We start from the raw sequence: 19303 nt of genomic DNA, 5'->3' as shown, positions 1-19303 counted from the left end.
AGCAAAAAAAATTAAAGAAAGTACTCTTAAATAATTCAAGAGAATAAAATAGGAGTAAATATGATTTTTTTATCTATCAGCATTATATTTATGATTTTTACTGATAGAGATACAGTTTTGTTGTAAAACTATGTTTAATTGACTGTTTCGTTATTTTGCATTTTTTGTATTTGTCTTAATTGTTCGTGTTGTTGCTGTATTTGAATAGACAAAGAGTTACAAACTAAATCACATAAGTCAAAGACGAAGGGATTAGAAATTTGATAATATACATTGATACCTTTTTGAGTCCGGGCCACAATTCCCGCTTGTGCTAAGATTTTCAGGTGTTTAGATACATTGGCTTGTCCCAATCCTGTTTTATCGATGATTTCTGTAACATTTTTTGAACCAGTCCTCAAACAACACACAATATTTAAACGACTGGTTTCTGATAAGACTTTAAAAAAATCAGCAACCAAATCTAAAGCGGCAGGGGGCATTTGTGCCATTAAGCAATCAGATAAAGATTGAGTATTATTTTTTTCTTCAACTTGAGAATAGGACTTGTTAATCATTTTTATTCAACGAATACTTATCTGCTTTGATTGATGTTTAAAAGTAAAGGATTCTCTAAATACACATTTCATAATGTGAAAACAAATAGGGTATAAAATAGGGTACATTGTTGATTATTATTAGTCCCTATTATTGAGCTTTTACCTGTATCATCAATAATTGATTATATCATGATAAAGTAAATTAACGAAAGTTCGGATTATTCGTTTTACTGCAAATGAATAAATCTGTTGATAGTTATTCTAAAAAAGAGATAAGTTGCCATAATTAAGATAAAAAGTTTATTAAGCCAGTCTCCTCTAAGCGCGTAAAAAGTCTGTTGATGACGACGATAAATAGTATCTATGTGGGTTTGATATTCATTAAGATTAGAAAGCCAAACAGTATCACCACGAGGATTAACTATTGCTGAGTATCCTGTATTAGCAGCCCTTGCCATCCATTTCCCTGTTTCTATGGCACGCATAACATCTTGAGCGTGGTGTTGGAAAGGCATACTATTCCTATAGTGAGCATTGTTAGCCGCAGTAATGACAAATTCTCCTCCTTTCAAGGCTTGTTGTCTAAATATTTCACTAAAAGCAGAATCATAGCAAATAGCAACTATAACAGGCAATTTAAATTGTTTGCTCTCGTCTTGTAGGGTAATGATAAAACTTTGATTATAATTTCCTGCAACTAACTGAGTATCAAGAGGGGATAAACGACGGATAACATCTCCTAAAATTTGTTGAAAGGGAATATATTCTCCTAGGGGAACTAATTTTATTTTATCGTATCTGCTAATAACATTTCCATTTTTATCAATACTGAATAAACTATTAGTATAATCGTAAGTACTAAGAGTTTTAAATGCACCTAAAATAATGGGTATTTTGTTTTCTTTGACTGTTTTATAAAAACTCGTATTTTTTTCTATATCTTCATTAAAAAAAGGTAAAGCTGTTTCAGGAGTTATGATTAAATCAACATTTTTTTGTGCTAGGGTTTCATAACCTTTTTTGTAGTTAACTAATGCTTTTTTTAAACCTGGATCATATAGTTTAATTTCATTGGGTATATTTCCCTGAATAATCCCGACTTTAATCGCTTTATTAGGGGAATCTTGAAGAGGTGTTTTGTAGATTAACCAACCATAAATATGGATAGATATAAAAACAAATAATGTAATAAAAAGTACCAATTGAAAATATTTTCTATCTTGATTTACAGGTATTAAATATGTTTTAATAGTATAAAAAATAAGGAAATTTATTAATAAAATAAAAGCGGTAAGAGTGGTTGTTCCAGAAATAGTTAATAACTGTAAGATTGGTAAATTATATGGACTTTGAGTATAAGCTAAAGATGACCACCAAAGAGAGCCAAGACTCCAACATTTTTCTAAAATACACCAACTACTAATTCCCAAAATAAAGATAATCCAAGAATAAAAATGTGATTTACTATATTCTATTTTGATGATAAAGTTAATTAATCCAGACCAAATAGTAACTAAAATTGCTCCCCAAAAAGTGATGAAAAGCCAACAGATTAAAGCTATTAATAAACTATATAACCAAGGAATACCCATCCAAGTCATGGGATGAATTCCCGTAATCCAGAATAAAGCAGTACCATGATAACCAAATCCCCACAAAAAACCGGCGAAAGTGGCGGTAAAAAATGATTTATGTATGGCAAAAATAAGGGGAATAAGAGCTACATAAGCTAGAAAATAGCAGTTGAAAGGGGCAACAGTTAACCCCATTAATACGCCCCCAAAAAGAGCTATTATCAAACTGGGTATGTGTAAAAGAAATTTTGAAGATGAAGAGAGAGGAGAATGTAAGATATAAGAAAATTTTTTGTCAATCAAGGCTTTTATCTTTGCGATATTTCATTGGTTATTGATTATACAGCGAAGGAATAATTGTTATAGGATGACTGATTATAATTCATTTACCAAACAGGATCAGAATAAAGATTAATAGTTAGTTCTTCTATACCACTAGGAACGGAACTAATACAAGCACAAATAGGAGTTCCATCATCTAATTCTACTTCACAAGCATGACAAGATCCCATTAAACATCCCGTTGGAATAAAAACATTTCCACGTTTTGCAACATCGAGCAATGGTTCGCCTGTTTCTGCTTCAACAGTAACATTATCAGGTAAGAAAGTCACTTTTACAGTAGTCATAGAAATGTTTATTTTTAATAGTATAAAATTCTACTGTACAAGTTCAAAAAGAGAAAGGGCAAGGGGCAATGGTTGATAATTAAGAATTAAGAATTAAGAATTAAAAACTCCTAACTCCTGTACGGGCGAATGGCCATTCGCCCCTACTTCCCCCTATCACCTCATCCTCCCTTCGCTCTAATTGTTGCTCCCTAATTCTTAAGAGTGATAACCATTTCCTAATTTCTGCTTATAATGAAGTGGATAATTAAATGCGTGTGAGATAGGTTAAAGTCGTGGATGAGTTAAGGGAAGTATTAGAGTTAGCCTCCGAAGAAGAAATACATCAAGTTACGCAAATTTTATTTTGTCGTCGTTTTAACCCTTTGGACTACTGGCAAACCCCTACACCCCATGATGTTCAGAGCCTAGATTGGCAAACATCTTTAGATTATATTGAAAATCGATTTAGGTTTTTAGCCGCAGATGGTTTTACTGTTTTACGGGGGCAGTATCATTCTTTACGATATAAGGATATTTTAATTAGGGTATGTCGTTATCTACAAATATCTTATAGTAGAAGCATGGATGCGATCGCGCTTGAGTCAGAAATTTTTTTACACCTATTACAGAAGGCATGGGAAAAAATGTCTCCTCGGGAGCAATATTCTTTGAGACAAAAGGTGATTAATTCTTTAGCAAATCATCCTCAACCCCAGCCTTTACCTGTCAGTTTACAACATGATCCTCTCAAAATTTTAGTTAGGGGAGGAGGTTTAGTTGCTGTTAACTCTCTTTTTAAACCTTGGTTATTACAAAAAATAGCCCAACAATTTGCTATTCATTTCGCTACATATCAAGTTACTAAAAATACTTTGATAAAAGGCAGTCTAGCCACTGCTAATCAATTACAAGGTTATGTCAGCTTACAAATGGCAAAAAGGGGCATGGTGATGGCTTCTGCTCGATATACTGCGGTGAGAAGTTTTTTTGCTTTTCTTACTCCTGCTTTATGGGCTTGTTTTTTTGCTGATTTAGGATGGAGAGCGATCGCAACTAACTATACTAGAATTATACCCGTTGTGTTTGCTTTGGCTCAAATACGCTTAACCAGAGGAGATTTTAATTAAGAATTAAGAATGGCTCTATCAGTTTGAGTATGTAAATTATTAGTGTTTGGTAGGCAAGAGGCAAGAGGCAATAGGTAATAGGGGATTATTAAATAATAATTTATAAACTTTTAATTTTTATTTTACTATAAACACTATTCAATAAAGGTTATGGAAGTCCTGTTTTTCTTAATTTATCATAACCACTGTAGAAGAACCTTAAGAATTAAGAATTAAGAATTAAGAATGAAAAACCACAAATACTTATTACTAATTTATTATTTATTACTTGTTTCCCCCTTTCCCCTCATCCCCCCATCTCCTCATCACCCTAACACCTACTACCTGCAACCTGACACCCGACACCTGACACCTAACCTTATCCGATATTCTTAAACCGAACTGAGGTTAACTAATGATTTGTTTCTCCCTCTAAATCATACTTTTGAATTTTGCCTTCCTCAGTTTCTTTCAATTTCAGTTACCCTGACTCACCATTTTTAATTGATTAATAGTTTCTAGGGTTTTTCTTTTTTCTCGTTGTAATGGTTTTTGCACTGCCTCTAAAGGTAATTGATCAATTTTTGCGATCGCAATATCGAAATTTTTGACTGCTTCTTCTAAAACGAGAATATTATTGTCTGTTTGTCCTTTGTTTCTGAGTATTTGCCCTTTTAAGTAATATAACTCTGGATTTAACGGCGTACTTTCTAATGCTTTGTTAACAAATGTAAGAGCTAAATCATAATCTCCTAAATCTCTGTAAGCAAGAGCGATACCACGATTAACTAAATACTGAGGAGAGGCATAGGTTTGTAAATTAGCGATAGCCTGTTGAGGACTAGAAAAAGGTAAATTAACCGCTAAAAATAAGTTTAAATAACCTTTAATTAAGTTTAATTCTGGATCAGTAGAATCTATTCTTTCCGCCTGATCAAAATAGTTGAAAACAGCTTGTAATCTAGTAATAGCTGCGATCGCCCCCTTACTTTGATATTCGCTAGCACCCATTAAAAAATTGCCCACTGCCAAATACAGATTACTACGTAAAGGATCGTCATTGCGGATAGCTTTAGCATAATCCAAGGTTTTTTGAGCATAAATATCCAAATTATTCCAATCCTGTTCCGTATAAGCCAAAGAAGCCCGTAAAGCCGCCGACATAGGATCATTAAAACTGCTTTTTTTAGGTAAAGCAAGATACTCTTTCGCTTCTACATAATTCCCCTCTTCAAATAAAGCCTTAAACGCCAACTCCGTTTCCTCACTAATATTACGAGGATTAACTGTGCGAAAAGGATCACCCGCAAAAGCTGAAGAAGCAAAACTAATCACCGTCAAACTAGATAAAATCCCCGAGGAAACCAAAGACCACAAAAAAAGATGCTTTTTGTCCCTCAACCCATTGAAAAATCGGTGAATATAACTAAAACGATTAACAAAAACAAAGCTCATAACTCATACCATGATAAAGCCTTAGAATAAAGCAATTTGCTTAAAATTCTAACTCAAAGTTTTTCCAGTTTTTATAATTAAACCTTAGTTATTTAGCCAAATCATTGGATAAGGGCGGGTTTTATTTTTTTAATATTGACTCATTAGTCACTCATATTGAAAATAAGAAAATCAATTTATTTACTGTTTTTGTCAAAATTTGTTGATTTTAACTTCGTTCATGACCGAGATTAGTGTAAAAGCCAAAACGAACTCTCAGAACATAGAACTCTGAACTCAGACAGTTGAGTGAGTCCCATATTTTGTTGTTAAATATATTTGACTACATAGACCCAGATTCCTAAAAGTTTTCTGAAAAAGAGAACGACTTAAGTTATAATCTTGCTGAGTATAATTATCTAAGCAATTATATTAGTTTTGCGCAGGAAAAAAATTTTCCTGTCACCCTTTGACGCAATATTAAAGGGCTAGATTCTTAAAATTAATAATAACAACTAGATTTAGATTATCTTCTATTATTTTAATTTTATACTGAAGGGTAATGCCGTCTTTATTTTATTAGCCATGAACGAACCTGATTTCAACCGAGCCAAGCAATCTATAGAATCTACTCCCAAAATAAAGTCCCCCAATGGTAGTCACACTAACCCCAATGCAGGGAAAAAAATGCGACCAAAAGATGAGTCACCTGATTTAAACATGAATTCTAATTCGATTACTCCCAGTAATATCGCAAAAATAAAAGTAATTGGAGTTGGCGGTGGCGGTTGTAATGCCGTCAATAGGATGATCCAAAGTAGTGTGGTGGGGGTTGATTTCTGGCAAATAAATACAGACGCTCAAGCCTTAGCTCAATCCATGACTACTTATTGCTTACAGATTGGGCAAAAATTAACCAGAGGTTTAGGGGCTGGTGGTAATCCTGCCATTGGTCAAAAGGCGGCAGAAGAATCTAGGGATGAAATAGCAAAAGCCCTTGAAAATACTGATTTAGTATTTATTACTGCTGGGATGGGGGGTGGTACAGGAACAGGAGCGGCGCCAATTGTGGCAGAAATTGCTAAGGATATGGGCTGTTTAACGGTGGGGGTTGTAACTCGTCCTTTTACTTTTGAGGGTCGTCGTCGAACTAATCAGGCAGATGAGGGCATTAGAGCTTTAGAAAGTAAAGTCGATACTCTTATTGTCATTCCGAATAATCAGTTATTGGCAGTTATTCCTCCTGAAACTCCCCTGCAAGAATCTTTCCGCATGGCTGATGATACTTTGCGTCAAGGAGTACAAGGCATTTCTGACATTATTACCATCCCGGGCTTAGTCAACGTTGATTTTGCCGATGTCAGAGCGGTTATGGCAGATGCTGGATCAGCTTTAATGGGTATTGGTATTGGCTCTGGTAAATCAAGGGCAAAAGAAGGTGCGATCGCAGCTATTTCTTCCCCATTAATTGAGTCTTCCATTGAAGGAGCAACAGGGGTAGTTTTAAACATTACTGGTGGAAAGGATTTAACCCTACACGAAGTAAACGCCGCCGCAGAGACTATTTATGAAATTGTCGATCCCAATGCTAATATTATTTTCGGGGCTGTGATTGACGAAAAAATGCAGGGAGAAGTAAGAGTAACAGTGATTGCCACTGGTTTTTCAGGAGAGAAAAAAAATAATCCTGATCGTGCTAAAACCATCCCATCTCCGCCAAACCTAGATTCTCCCACCTCAGAAAATAAAGAAACCGCTAATAACTCTCCTGAAACTGATCCTCAAAGTATATCTTCTGGATTAGATATTCCTGAATTTCTACAACGTCGTCGTTTTCCTCGCAGTTAGGAAAGAGGTGTCAAGTTTCAGGTTGCAGGTGTCAGAGTGTGGAGGTATTGGGGTTTTAGGGGGAAACAAGTAATGAGAGTTCGCTATGCTCGTACACTCCTTTCGGTCATGAATGGGGTTTTTAATTTTTAATTTTTAATTTTTCATTCTTAATTCTTAATTCTTAATTATTTACCTTTGCCCTTTGCCTCTTAGCCTTTGTCCTCCCTTGACAATTGTACTAAGATATAAACTAGCTTAATATAAGTTACATAGATGAATTTAAACGAATATACATTAAAAACAAGAGAAACTGCTATATATCCACCAGAAACTTTTTTGGAATATCTGACTCTCGGTTTAGCCAGTGAGGCGGGGGAAGTCAGTGGAGTAGTAAAAAAATATATTAGAAAGGATCAAAATTTAGATGTTGCTAAAGAAAAATTAGAAAAAGAATTAGGGGATGTGATGTGGTATTGGGCAAGATTATGCGACGAGTTAGGTTTAGATCCTCAACAAGTAATTGAGAACAACATTAAAAAACTACAAGCAAGAAAAGTAAATCAAACCTTACAAGGAGATGGAGATGATCGATAATTTAGAAATGTTAGATCCCTTATTTGCCGTTGAAGTATTAAGTAAATGCGATCGCCCCAATTTACTTTGTTATCTAGCTATGCACCAAGACTATAGCGAAGACTTCGTCTATAGTGAGATGTCTAAATTGGCTAATTACTCAGAAGCAGAATTGGGAGATAGAATCGTCCGCAATTGCGTGAATAAATCCCATTGGGGTATTCTTGAACATCCATCTATCACCTTTAATGTTATCAATTTTCCCCATTCCGTAATGGTTCAGGCTAGAACCCACAGAGTCGGTGTATCTTTTGATTGTCAGTCTCAAAGATATACTTGTAAGAGAATTTTACGTCTTGCTCAACAAATAGAAGAAACCCCAGAAGATGCCATAAATTTAATTGAAAAAGTCTTTTATTTTCGTGCTGTAGCCCATTATTTTGACAGAGAAGGAAATAAATATTTTTACTCTCCATCAGCCCGTAATCAAGATATTTTATTTACTCAAAAAGCAGTCTTGTATTATGCTGAAAAAGTAAATCAACAAGGCTACGCCCCTGAACACGCAAGGGATTTATTAACTCAAAATCTCCGACAACATTTTGTCGTTAGTTTTAATGCCCGTAGTTTACTACACTTCTGCGATTTGCGTTTACCAAAAGATGCACAACCAGAAATTAGAAATTTAGCCGAATTAATTTTTGAACATTTCCAAAAGTGGATGCCTGAAGTTGCGAATGTCTATGCTAAGAAAAGAATGGGTAAAAATCTTCTTGCTCCCTAATTTTTAACTTAGTTTAAATTAACTAAAAAATCGTTATAGAATGAAATTAAAGAATTAAATTAGCTATTATGAACTTAGATCAGCAACTACGAAACTTGATCCAAGAAGCCCCTAATTATGGTGTCCCTGCGGTTATTATGGAAAATGGGGTAATCCCTATTATTAATGCTTTTGCTCAACAATTAGGTCATCAAGAATATTATCTAAGACAAACTTTAGACAACAACTTGGTATTAACAATATTGGGTAGTGATCAACATCCAGAGTTAGAAAAGAAAGTAATCTATGCTTTTCCTAGCGTTCAATCCGCCGCACAATTCCCCGACAGTAAAATTGATAGTCCAGATATTGTTGCCCAACAAGTTCCTGTCAGTCAAATACTTTTTCAAATGTTTACAATGAAAGGCGTTGATAGTGTTATTTTTGTAGATGAACCCAATCAATACCAACAAAGTAAAGAAGTTTATTGCGATAAATTACAATCAGCAATTAGACAAAATTTGAGTAACTTGATAAACTCCGCTACTTCTCCTAACCGACTTGCTTAGAGAAAATCTTTTAAGGGTAGGTGTCAGGTGGTAGGGGTTGAATATATTCAACCCTTACGGTATTTAAGGGATGATGAGTAATAAGTGTTCGGAATTTTTAATTTTTAATTTTTAATTCTTAATTCTTAATTCCTAATTATCAACTATTCGCTTTTGCCCTCCCCCCTCTCGAGGGAGGATAAAGGGAGGCTTGCCCTTTTCTCCATCATTCATAGATGAAAATTTATCCCGAACTTAGGTAGATTTATATTTTTTCGTAATTACGCTTTGATACTTATTATAAATTTCGATTCCGGGGATAGGGGTGTTAAACTCTTCAGGTATTTCAAATTCATCGGGGTCATAATGTTCACGAATTTCTTTTAAAATTAGGTAAAAATGACTCCATGAAGTCATCACTTCTAATAGGCGAAGAAATTGAATATATATATCTTGGTATTTTTGTTTCATAGCAATGTATTGAAGCATCCTCGCATAATCTTCTTCCCTCGTTTTATCAATAGGCAATTCAATGACTTTCCCTAGTTGGTCAAATAAATCTTGATTTGCTCTTACCAAAATTTTTATATCATTAAAATCTAGCAAATTTCTTTTTAATAGGTATTGGACTATTTCCGATATTATTCTTAATAAGGAAAAATTCTCTAGTTGATATTTTTTAAAAAGGTACATTAATTTAATACCTAACTCATCTTGACGGGCTAATTTTTTGAGAGTTTCAGTATATACATTAATAGCATCTTTTCCTTCTTCACTATGAATTTCTGGTAATATTTCTTGCTGTTTTTGTTCTAATTTCTTAATGAATTCTTCAGAGTTTAATTGTTGTTCAAGTAAACCGAGAAGAAAGCGATACATTTCTTGTTGTTTACTACTACGATAGGATAACTCTATTTGTTCAATTTTCAAAAAACTATTTCTGGCTTCTACGGCAACTCTAAATAATGCAATATAATTTTTTAGACCTTTATATTCTCCAATTTCATAGGCAAACAATTTAGAAATATGGACAAATTCCAAAAATTCAGGATTATTGAATTCATTGTTATCTAAGGCTTTAGCTATGGGCGTAAGTATTTTCAATTCTCCGAAAACTCTTTGATGATGCTCAATCACTTCCTCCGGGATACTATCATGAGGTTTATGAATTATGGATTCTAATTTTTCTAGCATACTTTTATCTCCCCAAAGAGGGCGATTCCACCAAGGCTGTAAGTTACTGTTAGATGTTTTATCTGCCATATTTTTTACCAGAAGAGATTAGAGAAAAAGTTAGGGAAGTTGACGCAAAAAGTCTGTAAAGTTTTTGATATTTAATAAATCGTTAATTACGATCATAAATTAAAATTGAATTTAATGATACACTTTTTGAATGAATAAGGGTTAATTTTTGTCTTGTGAGGTTAGCCTTTTGTATTGCTTATTTTATAATCCACCTAATAGGTAGTTAAGTTAATGGTTTTTTATCTATGATTAAAACAGCAATGGGTCTAAAAATAAACCCTGAAACTTTCCAAGAAAAAATTAAAGCGGTTGTTGCGAAGGAAATTCAGCTTGAGTTGGAGTGCCAAATTGAGTTACCAGAAAATGATCAATTGCTGATTTTTATTAATAGTTATTCTGAAGATATTTTAACAAAAATTATTAATTTAATAAAAGAGATTATTGCTGATTATAAAATTACTGATTATTACTCAATTGTTAATATTGAAAATCAAGATATAGTTTATTTTTCTTCTGTAAATGGATCTGAAAATAATCAAGATTTATCTAATGTGATAGAAAATATAGAAGATGGAAAAGCCTCAAATACTTTTTATAAGTCTGCAAATTTTTCAGCAGGTTTTATCATTTTTATTTTAGGAGTTATTTCTTTAACTATTTTTGGTGTTACTTACTATTTCACTCGTCCCTGTGTTTTAGGTACTTGTACTTTGATTACAGATACAGAAGTTGCGACAAATAATTTATTTAATCAGTTAGAAACAAATAATTTAACGGATAGTAAAATCAAAGAATTGATTGCTGATTTAGTTCAAAATATCGAAACTTTAAAAACTATACCATCTTGGTCTAAGGAACATGATCAAGCTCAAATGCTTATTAGTAGTTACCAAGAAAAGATTAATGATTTACAGTTATTTTTAGATGCTAAAAGTGTTGCTACTAATGCTCAAAATATGAGTGAAAAATTACCTCTTTCTTTGGATGAATGGTTAAGGGTCAAGCAATTTTGGCAAGATGCGATCGCACTTTTGAATAAAATAAAAAGTGAAGAATTTAAAGAATTTAAAACCTTAAGAATTAACTCCTATCAACAACAATTATCCTTTGTAAACAAACAAATAGAGAAAGAAAATTTAGCAATTAATAAACAAGAAAACGCCGAAAAAATAGTAGCACAAATCAAGGGAGAAAATAATATTACTAATAGTTTAGAAGCCCTGAAAGAAAGAGAAAAAAAATGGAAATCTGCCATCCAAGAAATAGAACAAATTCCACCTCAAACTGCAGTATATCAAGAAAAAGAAGAAATTATTAATGATTATCTTCAGCAAATTAGTAAAATTCAAAAGAAAATTACCATTGAAGAAAACGCATTAAATCTGAAAAAAAATATAGAAGAGAAAATGAAATCTGCCCAAGAGCAAGAAAAACAAAATCAATGGACAAAAGCAGTTAATTTATGGCAAGAAGTTATTAATTTAACTGGTACTATTCCCCCAGATAGTTGGTTAAAAGATGAGATTGAAAAACAAAAAAACGAAGCTGAAGGAAAATTAGAAATTGCCCAAGGTGCGTTAAAAAAAGCAGTTAAAAGAGAGGAAATAAAAACCAAATTAAGAGAAATTTGTCAAAGTTCAGAAAGAATATGTAGTTATACTGTTAGTGATAGTAATATTAAAGTTTACTTAACAGATGAGTACATCCAAAAAATTACTTCTCTTTCGGTAATGAGTGATTTAACCAATAATAATGAACAAGAAAAACAGATAATTAATCATATTAATCAGGTAGAGAAAAACTATCAATATATTAGCTCTAAATATCAAATACCAGTGGAAATATATAATCCTCAACAAAAGTTAATTATGATTTATAATAGTTATTTATAATTTTTGAATATAAGTTGAAAATAAAACTAATAAAAAACTTATAAAATTCTGTAAAATTTGATGCTAATAATCAAAACTCATTTAACCTATAATAAGCGAGTCAAAACAGAATCTAAAGCAATGTTAATTACAAGAACTCAAAAAAGGAAAATTCAATTAATTATCAACAAAATCCAGAAATCTTCTAGTTGGCAAGGTTGTGTTTTATTAAGTGTTATTCTACTCTTGTGTTCTAGTTATGCGGTTTATGCTCAAGATAGTTCTACTTCCTTAGAAATAATTACAGGAGAGTTAAAAGTAGGATTAGATACTTTATGGGTAGTAATAGCTTCAATTTTGGTTATTGCGATGAATGCGGGTTTTGCGATGTTGGAAACTGGATTTTGTCGCAGTAAAAACGCCGTTAATTTACTCTCCAAAAACTTAATTGTTTTTGCCGTATCAACTTTGGCTTTTTGGGCTATCGGATTCGGTTTAATGTTTGCCGATGGAAATAGTTTTATTGGCACTCAGGGATTTTTTTTACAAGGAGCAGATAACAGCCCCGCCACGGGAGACGCTTATGAAGGGGTTTACAACGCCTTGAGTTGGGCTGGAGTGCCTCTGTCGGCAAAATTTTTATTTCAGGTGGCTTTTGCTGGTACGGCGGCGACAATCGTCTCTGGTGCGGTGGCAGAGAGGGTTAAATTCATTGATTTTTTATTTTTCAGTTTTTTCTTAGTTGCGATCGCATATCCGATTATAGGGCATTGGACTTGGGGAGGTGGATGGTTAGCAGACGCTGGATTTCAGGATTTTGCAGGTTCAACAGTAGTGCATTCTGTAGGGGGATGGTGTGCTTTAACAGGAGCAATAATTTTAGGACCAAGACTAGGAAAATATTTATCGGATGGTGGTATAGTACCCCTACCCGGTCATAATTTAAGTTTGGCAACTTTGGGGTGTTTTATTCTTTGGATTGGTTGGTTTGGCTTCAACCCCGGCTCAACCATGGCGGTAGGAGAAGATATAGCCTATATTGCGGTGGTGACGAATTTAGCGGCTGCCTCTGGGGGATTGACAGGCACTATTAGTAGTTGGGTATTAGCAGGAAAACCTGATTTATCTCTAAGCATCAACGGTATTTTATCAGGATTAGTAGCAATTACTGCAGGATGTTCAATGGTATCTTATTCTAGTGCCGTTACTATTGGGGCATTAGCTGGTATTTTGGTGGTTTTTTCTGTCTATATGTTGGATAAATTAAAAATTGATGATCCCGTCGGTGCAGTATCAGTACACTTAGTTAACGGTATTTGGGGTACTATTGCCGTAGGTTTATTCGCTGATGAGAACATTACAGGGGATGAAAGTATTGCGGGTTTCTTTAGTAATGGTACTTTTGCATTACTTGGATCACAGATTTTAGGGGTTGTTAGTGTGGGTATTGCGATGATTATTTTTAGCACGATGTTTTGGGTTGTGCTAAGGTCTATTTTTGGCTTAAGAGTTTCTCAGGAAGAGGAATACTTAGGTTTAGATATTGGTGAACATGGTATGGAGGCTTATACTGGATTTTTTGATTTTGAAGGAGAAAGCCAATAGTAATTAAATTTAGTTCGGAGTTATGAAAGAGGTTTCAGGTTTCAGGTTTCAGGTTTCAGGTTGCAGGTGTTAATTAATTACTAATTGCCTTTGCCCATTATCTATTGCCTATTCCTCATTCCCGATCTAAACTAAAAATCATAGCCTAATTCACCAACGCTGAATTAAATTTTTTTCAATCCCCAACTGCTGATGTTAAGTGAGAATAATGTTTATATAATTGAGGATTTATTGACCGAGGAAAAGTATTTTTTAGCTAAGAAATATATTGAAAACTTATTAGAAACAAATCAGGAAAATTATCTTCTCAAAAATTATTTAGCGATAACATATCTTTGTTTAGAAGAAAATGATTTAAGTGCTGCTATTTACTTAGAATTGTTATTAAATATTGATGAATTAGAAATAGATAGTATTACGGAAACTATTTTTAAAATTGCCCAACTTAAATATAGTCAACATAATTTTAATTTAGCAATAGAGTTATATTATCAAGGATTAGAATTAAATCCCAATTATGTCGGTGCTTATATTGATTTAGCTCACATTTTTGCTCAACAAAGTAATATTGATTTAGGGATAGAAGTCTTAAAAAAATTATTAGAAAATCAACCTAACTGTATTATTGCTTATGAAAATTTGGGTAAATTATGGGAAGATATAAAAGAATGGAAAAATGCGATCGCAGTCTATGAACAAAGTAAAAAAATAGAGCCTCAAAATTTACAAATTCTCTCCTCCTTAGCAAATTGTTACCTCCAAATTGATGATTTTAACTCCGCAAGAAACATCTTAAAAGAAATAATAAAAATCAATCCTCACCACATTCAAAGCTATGGGCAATTGGGTTATGTTTATCTCATGGAAAAAAAATTAAATTTAGTTGTCGATACATGGAAAATATTAATTAATCAAATACCCAAAATTATTAATGACTACCAAAACTGGTATCAACAAGAAATAGTAATTAAAGTAAATAAAGAAGAAGTAATTAAACTAAATATTGACTTAATTGATAGTTTACAAACGAATAAATCATTAGGAGAAATTAGTCAGAATATCGGTCATATATTATTTAAGCAAGGAAAATATAAATTAGCCATCTATTATTATCAAGTTTCATTAGAACACAAAGTAGAAAATGATACCATTTATACTAATTTAATTGTTAGCCTTTTCTACCAAAATCAGTACGATAATATTAATATTTATCTTGAGAAACTGAAGGTAATTAACTCTCATCAATATCAAATAATTACACAACAAATTAATTCTAACTTAGACAATAAAAAAGAAGATGAGTATCAAATTAATAATCCCGTCAATCAATATTATGAAACAGCCTATGAATGGGCAAAACAAAATAATCGATTAGAAACAAACTATTATCCTTTTGAGTTAGACAACTACTTATACTTAAAACCACCAAAAACTATTCATAAACAAAATCATCCCAGTTTTTACTTCCCTGAAAAAATAGAACTACCTAAACCTTTTCTTGTCAAAATTCCTAACGGTAAAGTTTATTTAAAAAAGACAGAAGGAAGTAGTGCCATTATCACAGAAAATAATTATTTAATTGGTGATTTATCTCCTGAATCTCCTGCTTTAAGTCCAAATCATCCTGATAGTCACCCTAGTAAACATTCTCTCTTAAAAAGCACTTTTCTTCCGACTAAAACAACAATAAAAGGTAAAGTTTTAGTATTAGCTGGTTTATTAAACAACGTTTATTTTCATTGGCTATTTGATATTTTGCCCCGTCTCTATTTAGTTGAATTATTGGGAATAAATTGGCAAGATATTGATTATATTCTAGTGGATTATAGAACAAATTTTCAAAAAGAAACTTTACAAATATTTAATATACCACCAGAAAAAATATTACCCCTTTCATTTCCTTTATATCTTCAAGCTGAAGAATTAATTATTCCTTCCTTCCCCGGTTGTATCGCTTGGATGCCTTCTTGGAGTTGTCAATATTTAAAAAATAAATTATTAGGATACAACAAAGAGCAAAAACCCCATAAAAAATTATATATAACCAGAAATAATGCCCATAGTCGTCGTCTTATTAATGAGCAAGAATTAATAAAATTATTGAAAAAAAATGAATTTGAAATAGTTGATTTAGAGTCATTTTCTGTTAAACAACAAGCAGAATTACTATCTCAGGCAAAAATAATTATTTCTCCTCATGGTAGTGGTTTAAGTAACCTTGTTTTTTGTCAACCTAATACTAAAGTTGTGGAAATATTTGCACCGAATTATGTTTATCCTTGCTATTGGTTGGTAAGTAATTTAGTTGATTTAGATTACCATTATATAATTGGTGAAACTATCGGTAGTTTTCACTTTCACTCTTTCCTTTATCCTGATAGTAGATTAGAGGATATTTATTTGGAAAACCCCAAGGCTATATTGGATTTAATTCTGTTATAGCACTCACTAAGTTGTTTAGGACGCTCAAAAATTCTTTTTTTTGTTCATAATGACAATTAGAAATTTAACGATGTATTATCTGACGGTTAACTACCTTAACCAATAATTTAGATAATTAATTTAGATAACAATAAGTTAAGAGAACCAAAAATGATTAATTTAGAGGTGATAAAACATTATCAAACTAATGGCATTAATTGTGATGTTACTACCAAAGATGTTATCAATAAACTTCAGGATTGGGATCGCCGATTTGGTGTTACTATCAGTGATGTAGAGCATGATCAAGTAACGGTATATTTTCAAACATTACCAGATAATTTACAAGAATTAGCGATCGAAATTTATGATTTTTGTCCTGATGTCATCGATCAAGGTTATGGTTGTATGGATGATATGTTATCAATGATGTCCGAATCGAGTCAAGAAATTAATGAGGAAATAAGGGCATTACTTGAAGGAGTTGACATGGATAACCCAGATTTTGGGTTGCAAATTTTGGCAAATGTTCTCAAAATTGAGCAAAAAGTTAGCTTATGGTGGGATTAGCTCACTAATTAATCTAAAACTCCCACTCGTTCATCTCAACAACTAAGGGCAGTAAAAATTATTGTATCGAACTCAGGTTATTATAAAGAAAATATTAAGTTTCATTGCTATAATCGCTATTTATGACAGCCCAATTAACTAATCCGAATAAAGTAGAACATAGTAAAGTTAAATCTGGAATCAAACAAGCTCAAGATTATTTATTTTCCCTACAAGAAAAAGATGGTCATTGGTGTGCCTATCTCGAATCTAATGTCACTCTCACCGCAGAAGCAGTCTTATTATATAAAATTTGGGGAATTGACTCCCATAAACCTCTTCATAAAATAGAACATTATTTGCGATCGCAGCAGAGAGAACACGGTGGTTGGGAACTATATTACGGTGATGGAGGAGATTTAAGCACATCAGTAGAAGCCTATATGGCATTGAGATTACTGGGTGTTGCCCAAGAGGATGAAGCCCTAACCAAAGCGAAAAGATTTATCTTAAGTAAGGGTGGTATTAGTAAAAGTCGCATCTTTACCAAATTTCACCTAGCGATTATTGGTTGCTATGATTGGCGAGGAGTGCCTTCTATTCCTCCTTGGATTATGTTATTACCCCAAAATCCTATTTTTACCATCTATGAAATGTCTAGTTGGGCAAGAAGTAGCACTGTACCTTTATTAATCGTATTTGATCAAAAACCCGTTTTCAAGATCGAGCCCAAAATTAACCTCGACGAATTATACAGCGAAGGCAAAGAAAATGTTAAATATGAGTTGCCCCGCAGTGGAGATTGGACAGATATTTTTGTACAATTAGACAACCTATTTAAATTTGCCGAAGACATCAATTTTGTACCCTTCAAAGAAGAAAGTATTAGGGCGGCACAGAAATGGATTATTGAAAGGGAAGAAGCAACAGGAGATTGGGGGGGAATTATTCCTGCCATGTTAAACTCTCTGTTTGCCTTCAAAACTCTTAACTATCACGTCAATGACCCCATGGTAGCACGGGGATTGGAAGCAGTGGAAAATTTTGCCCTTGAAACCCACGATGATTATTTAGTACAAGCCTGTGTTTCTCCTGTGTGGGATACTGCATGGTGTTTACGAGCTTTAGTGGAGTCAGGAGTTGCCCCTAATCATCCTGCTTTAATAAAAGGGGGAGAGTGGTTATTAGACAAGCAAATTTTAGATTATGGTGATTGGGTAGTCAAAAATCCTCACGGCAAACCCGGGGGCTGGGCGTTTGAGTATGAAAACCGTTTTTATCCTGATATGGATGATTCTTCTGTGGTAATTATGACTCTTCACCAACTAGAGTTACCTAGAGAAGATTTAAAAAAAGAAGCGATTTTGCGGTGTTTGCGTTGGATTGAAACCATGCAATGTCATAATTATGGTTGGGCGGCTTTTGACATCAACAACGATGCTAATTGGTTAAATTTACTACCCTATGCCGATTTAAAGGCGATGATTGATCCTGCGACGGCGGATATTACTGCTAGAGTATTAGAAATGGTGGGTAGTTGTGATTTGCCGATGTCTTCTAGTAAAGTTCAAAAAGCGATCGCATTTTTACTTCATCAACAGGAAAATGATGGTAGTTGGTTTGGTAGATGGGGAGTTAACTATATCTATGGCACATCTGGGGCATTATCCGCATTAGCTGTAATTGCACCTCAAACCAGTCAAGAAGCCATGAAAAAAGGTATTAACTGGTTAATTAACTGTCAAAATCCCGATGGTGGTTGGGGTGAAACCTGCGATAGTTATAAAAATCCTGCATTGAAAGGTAAAGGAAATTCCACCGCCTCTCAAACAGCATGGGCATTAATTGGTTTACTTGATGCTGGTAAGGCTTTGGGCAAATTTGAACAGGATAGTATTAATAAAGGAATTAATTATTTACTATCTTCTCAAACTGAAACAGGTACATGGGAAGAAAAAGAATTTACAGGTACAGGATTCCCTCAACATTTTTATATCAACTATCATTTATATCGTCATTATTTTCCTTTAATTGCATTAGGAAGATTTGAAAATTTTTTAGTATAAATTTATCTTAATTTTTCTTAAAAAGAACATAAAAACTGTTGACAAAATATTCTTTTATTGGTTATAATATAGGAGAATATCACATAGCCACCTTTTCTTGAGCCGTAGCGTTCGAGGAGGTGGCTGTTGTTTTTTTTGAGTTAATTATTTATGAGTTAAGGTGTTAGGTATAAATTAGTTAGGGATTAGGAGTTTTTAATTATCAACTATTCACTATTCACTAATTGTTCTTTATTCCAAATTTTTTAAAGGAGTCCACCCCGGAGTCCATAAATTACGATCTTTTAATTGTTTGGCGTTAATCCAAAATCTGACTTGGCTATCACAAGAAGACATCATTTCTGCAAATACCCATTTATCTTCATTTTTGCGGTTAATTACTTGAAAATGCCTCCACCCCCAAGTCTTTTGTGCGGCTGTCCACTTTGAACCTAGAAGATGAGGGAATTTCTGTTTTTTCGCCATTTTGGTAATGATTAAGTTATGATTGCTACAATGTTTTTTGTTTACTGTTCCTCATTATCCTAAGATAACTTTCAAAAATAATAAATATAATCTGAGTTCGATA

General features: G+C 33.2%; 16 protein-coding genes. 10 read left to right on the top strand and 6 right to left on the bottom strand.

The annotated features are described in order from the left end of the window. Nucleotides 1–134 precede the first annotated feature (134 nt). The 3 genes from CYAN10605_RS08305 to CYAN10605_RS08295 form a co-directional block, all read right to left on the bottom strand. Entirely contained in the window at nucleotides 135–557 is a 423-nt protein-coding gene (locus CYAN10605_RS08305) for an ArsR/SmtB family transcription factor (protein ID WP_015219496.1), read from the bottom strand. Nucleotides 558–766: 209 nt separating this feature from the next. Then, entirely contained in the window at nucleotides 767–2308 is a 1542-nt protein-coding gene (lnt, locus tag CYAN10605_RS08300) for an apolipoprotein N-acyltransferase (RefSeq protein ID WP_041922749.1), read from the bottom strand. A 191-nt stretch (nucleotides 2309–2499) separates the two neighbouring features. Continuing rightward, nucleotides 2500–2742 carry a 2Fe-2S iron-sulfur cluster-binding protein gene (locus tag CYAN10605_RS08295; protein WP_015219494.1) on the bottom strand — a complete coding sequence of 81 codons (243 nt, stop codon included), beginning with the start codon at nucleotides 2740–2742 and terminating at the stop codon, nucleotides 2500–2502. Nucleotides 2743–3017: 275 nt separating this feature from the next. Here CYAN10605_RS08295 and CYAN10605_RS08290 point away from each other — a divergent pair, with 275 nt between their 5' ends. Then, nucleotides 3018–3851, top strand: coding sequence for a YaaW family protein (locus tag CYAN10605_RS08290; RefSeq protein ID WP_015219493.1), 834 nt, complete (start codon nucleotides 3018–3020; stop codon nucleotides 3849–3851). Nucleotides 3852–4307: 456 nt separating this feature from the next. Here CYAN10605_RS08290 and CYAN10605_RS08285 read toward each other — a convergent pair whose 3' ends face one another. Then, on the bottom strand, nucleotides 4308–5285 hold the full coding sequence (locus CYAN10605_RS08285; protein WP_015219492.1) for a Sll0314/Alr1548 family TPR repeat-containing protein: 978 nt from the start codon (nucleotides 5283–5285) through the stop codon (nucleotides 4308–4310). A gap of 666 nt (nucleotides 5286–5951) precedes the next feature. Here CYAN10605_RS08285 and ftsZ point away from each other — a divergent pair. The 4 genes from ftsZ to CYAN10605_RS08265 all read left to right on the top strand — a co-directional run bounded on the left by ftsZ (nucleotide 5952) and on the right by CYAN10605_RS08265 (nucleotide 8999). Beyond that, nucleotides 5952–7112, top strand: coding sequence for a cell division protein FtsZ (ftsZ, locus tag CYAN10605_RS08280; protein WP_320002323.1), 1161 nt, complete (start codon nucleotides 5952–5954; stop codon nucleotides 7110–7112). Nucleotides 7113–7367: 255 nt separating this feature from the next. After that, nucleotides 7368–7688: a nucleoside triphosphate pyrophosphohydrolase family protein gene (locus tag CYAN10605_RS08275; RefSeq protein ID WP_015219490.1), complete on the top strand. Its 321-nt coding sequence runs from the start codon at nucleotides 7368–7370 to the stop codon at nucleotides 7686–7688. Continuing rightward, nucleotides 7678–8451, top strand: a complete 774-nt coding sequence (gene thyX, locus CYAN10605_RS08270; RefSeq protein WP_241212811.1) for an FAD-dependent thymidylate synthase — start codon at nucleotides 7678–7680, stop codon at nucleotides 8449–8451. The genes CYAN10605_RS08275 and thyX overlap by 11 nt, the downstream gene beginning before the upstream one ends. Nucleotides 8452–8519: 68 nt before the next feature. Further along, the gene (locus CYAN10605_RS08265) at nucleotides 8520–8999 is read left to right on the top strand and encodes a hypothetical protein (protein ID WP_015219488.1); all 480 of its coding nucleotides are present in this window, start codon (nucleotides 8520–8522) and stop codon (nucleotides 8997–8999) included. Between the two features lie 234 nt (nucleotides 9000–9233). Here the strand turns inward: CYAN10605_RS08265 and CYAN10605_RS08260 are convergent, their stop codons facing one another. After that, the gene (locus CYAN10605_RS08260) at nucleotides 9234–10241 is read right to left on the bottom strand and encodes a hypothetical protein (protein WP_015219487.1); all 1008 of its coding nucleotides are present in this window, start codon (nucleotides 10239–10241) and stop codon (nucleotides 9234–9236) included. 227 nt (nucleotides 10242–10468) lie between these two features. On the opposite strand from CYAN10605_RS08260, the gene CYAN10605_RS08255 reads away from it, so the two are divergent. From CYAN10605_RS08255 to shc, 5 genes are all read left to right on the top strand, one after another. Continuing rightward, nucleotides 10469–12115 (top strand): hypothetical protein, encoded by a 1647-nt coding sequence (locus tag CYAN10605_RS08255; RefSeq protein ID WP_041922458.1) that lies wholly within the window; start codon nucleotides 10469–10471, stop codon nucleotides 12113–12115. Nucleotides 12116–12175: 60 nt separating this feature from the next. Continuing rightward, nucleotides 12176–13699, top strand: a complete 1524-nt coding sequence (locus CYAN10605_RS08250; RefSeq protein ID WP_015219485.1) for an ammonium transporter — start codon at nucleotides 12176–12178, stop codon at nucleotides 13697–13699. Between the two features lie 192 nt (nucleotides 13700–13891). Then, nucleotides 13892–16141: a glycosyltransferase 61 family protein gene (locus CYAN10605_RS08245; protein WP_015219484.1), complete on the top strand. Its 2250-nt coding sequence runs from the start codon at nucleotides 13892–13894 to the stop codon at nucleotides 16139–16141. A gap of 150 nt (nucleotides 16142–16291) precedes the next feature. After that, nucleotides 16292–16690: a DUF4253 domain-containing protein gene (locus CYAN10605_RS08240; RefSeq protein WP_015219483.1), complete on the top strand. Its 399-nt coding sequence runs from the start codon at nucleotides 16292–16294 to the stop codon at nucleotides 16688–16690. 122 nt (nucleotides 16691–16812) lie between these two features. Beyond that, nucleotides 16813–18735 (top strand): squalene--hopene cyclase, encoded by a 1923-nt coding sequence (shc, locus tag CYAN10605_RS08235; protein ID WP_015219482.1) that lies wholly within the window; start codon nucleotides 16813–16815, stop codon nucleotides 18733–18735. 231 nt (nucleotides 18736–18966) lie between these two features. Here shc and CYAN10605_RS08230 read toward each other — a convergent pair whose 3' ends face one another. Beyond that, entirely contained in the window at nucleotides 18967–19200 is a 234-nt protein-coding gene (locus tag CYAN10605_RS08230; protein WP_015219481.1) for a TIGR02450 family Trp-rich protein, read from the bottom strand. Nucleotides 19201–19303 lie beyond the last annotated feature (103 nt).

Origin of the sequence: Cyanobacterium aponinum PCC 10605 (assembly GCF_000317675.1) — a bacterium.
Classification (GTDB): Bacteria; Cyanobacteriota; Cyanobacteriia; order Cyanobacteriales; family Cyanobacteriaceae; genus PCC-10605.
Note: the sequence above shows the minus strand (reverse complement) of the source record. Positions and strands in the feature narration are given on the sequence as shown.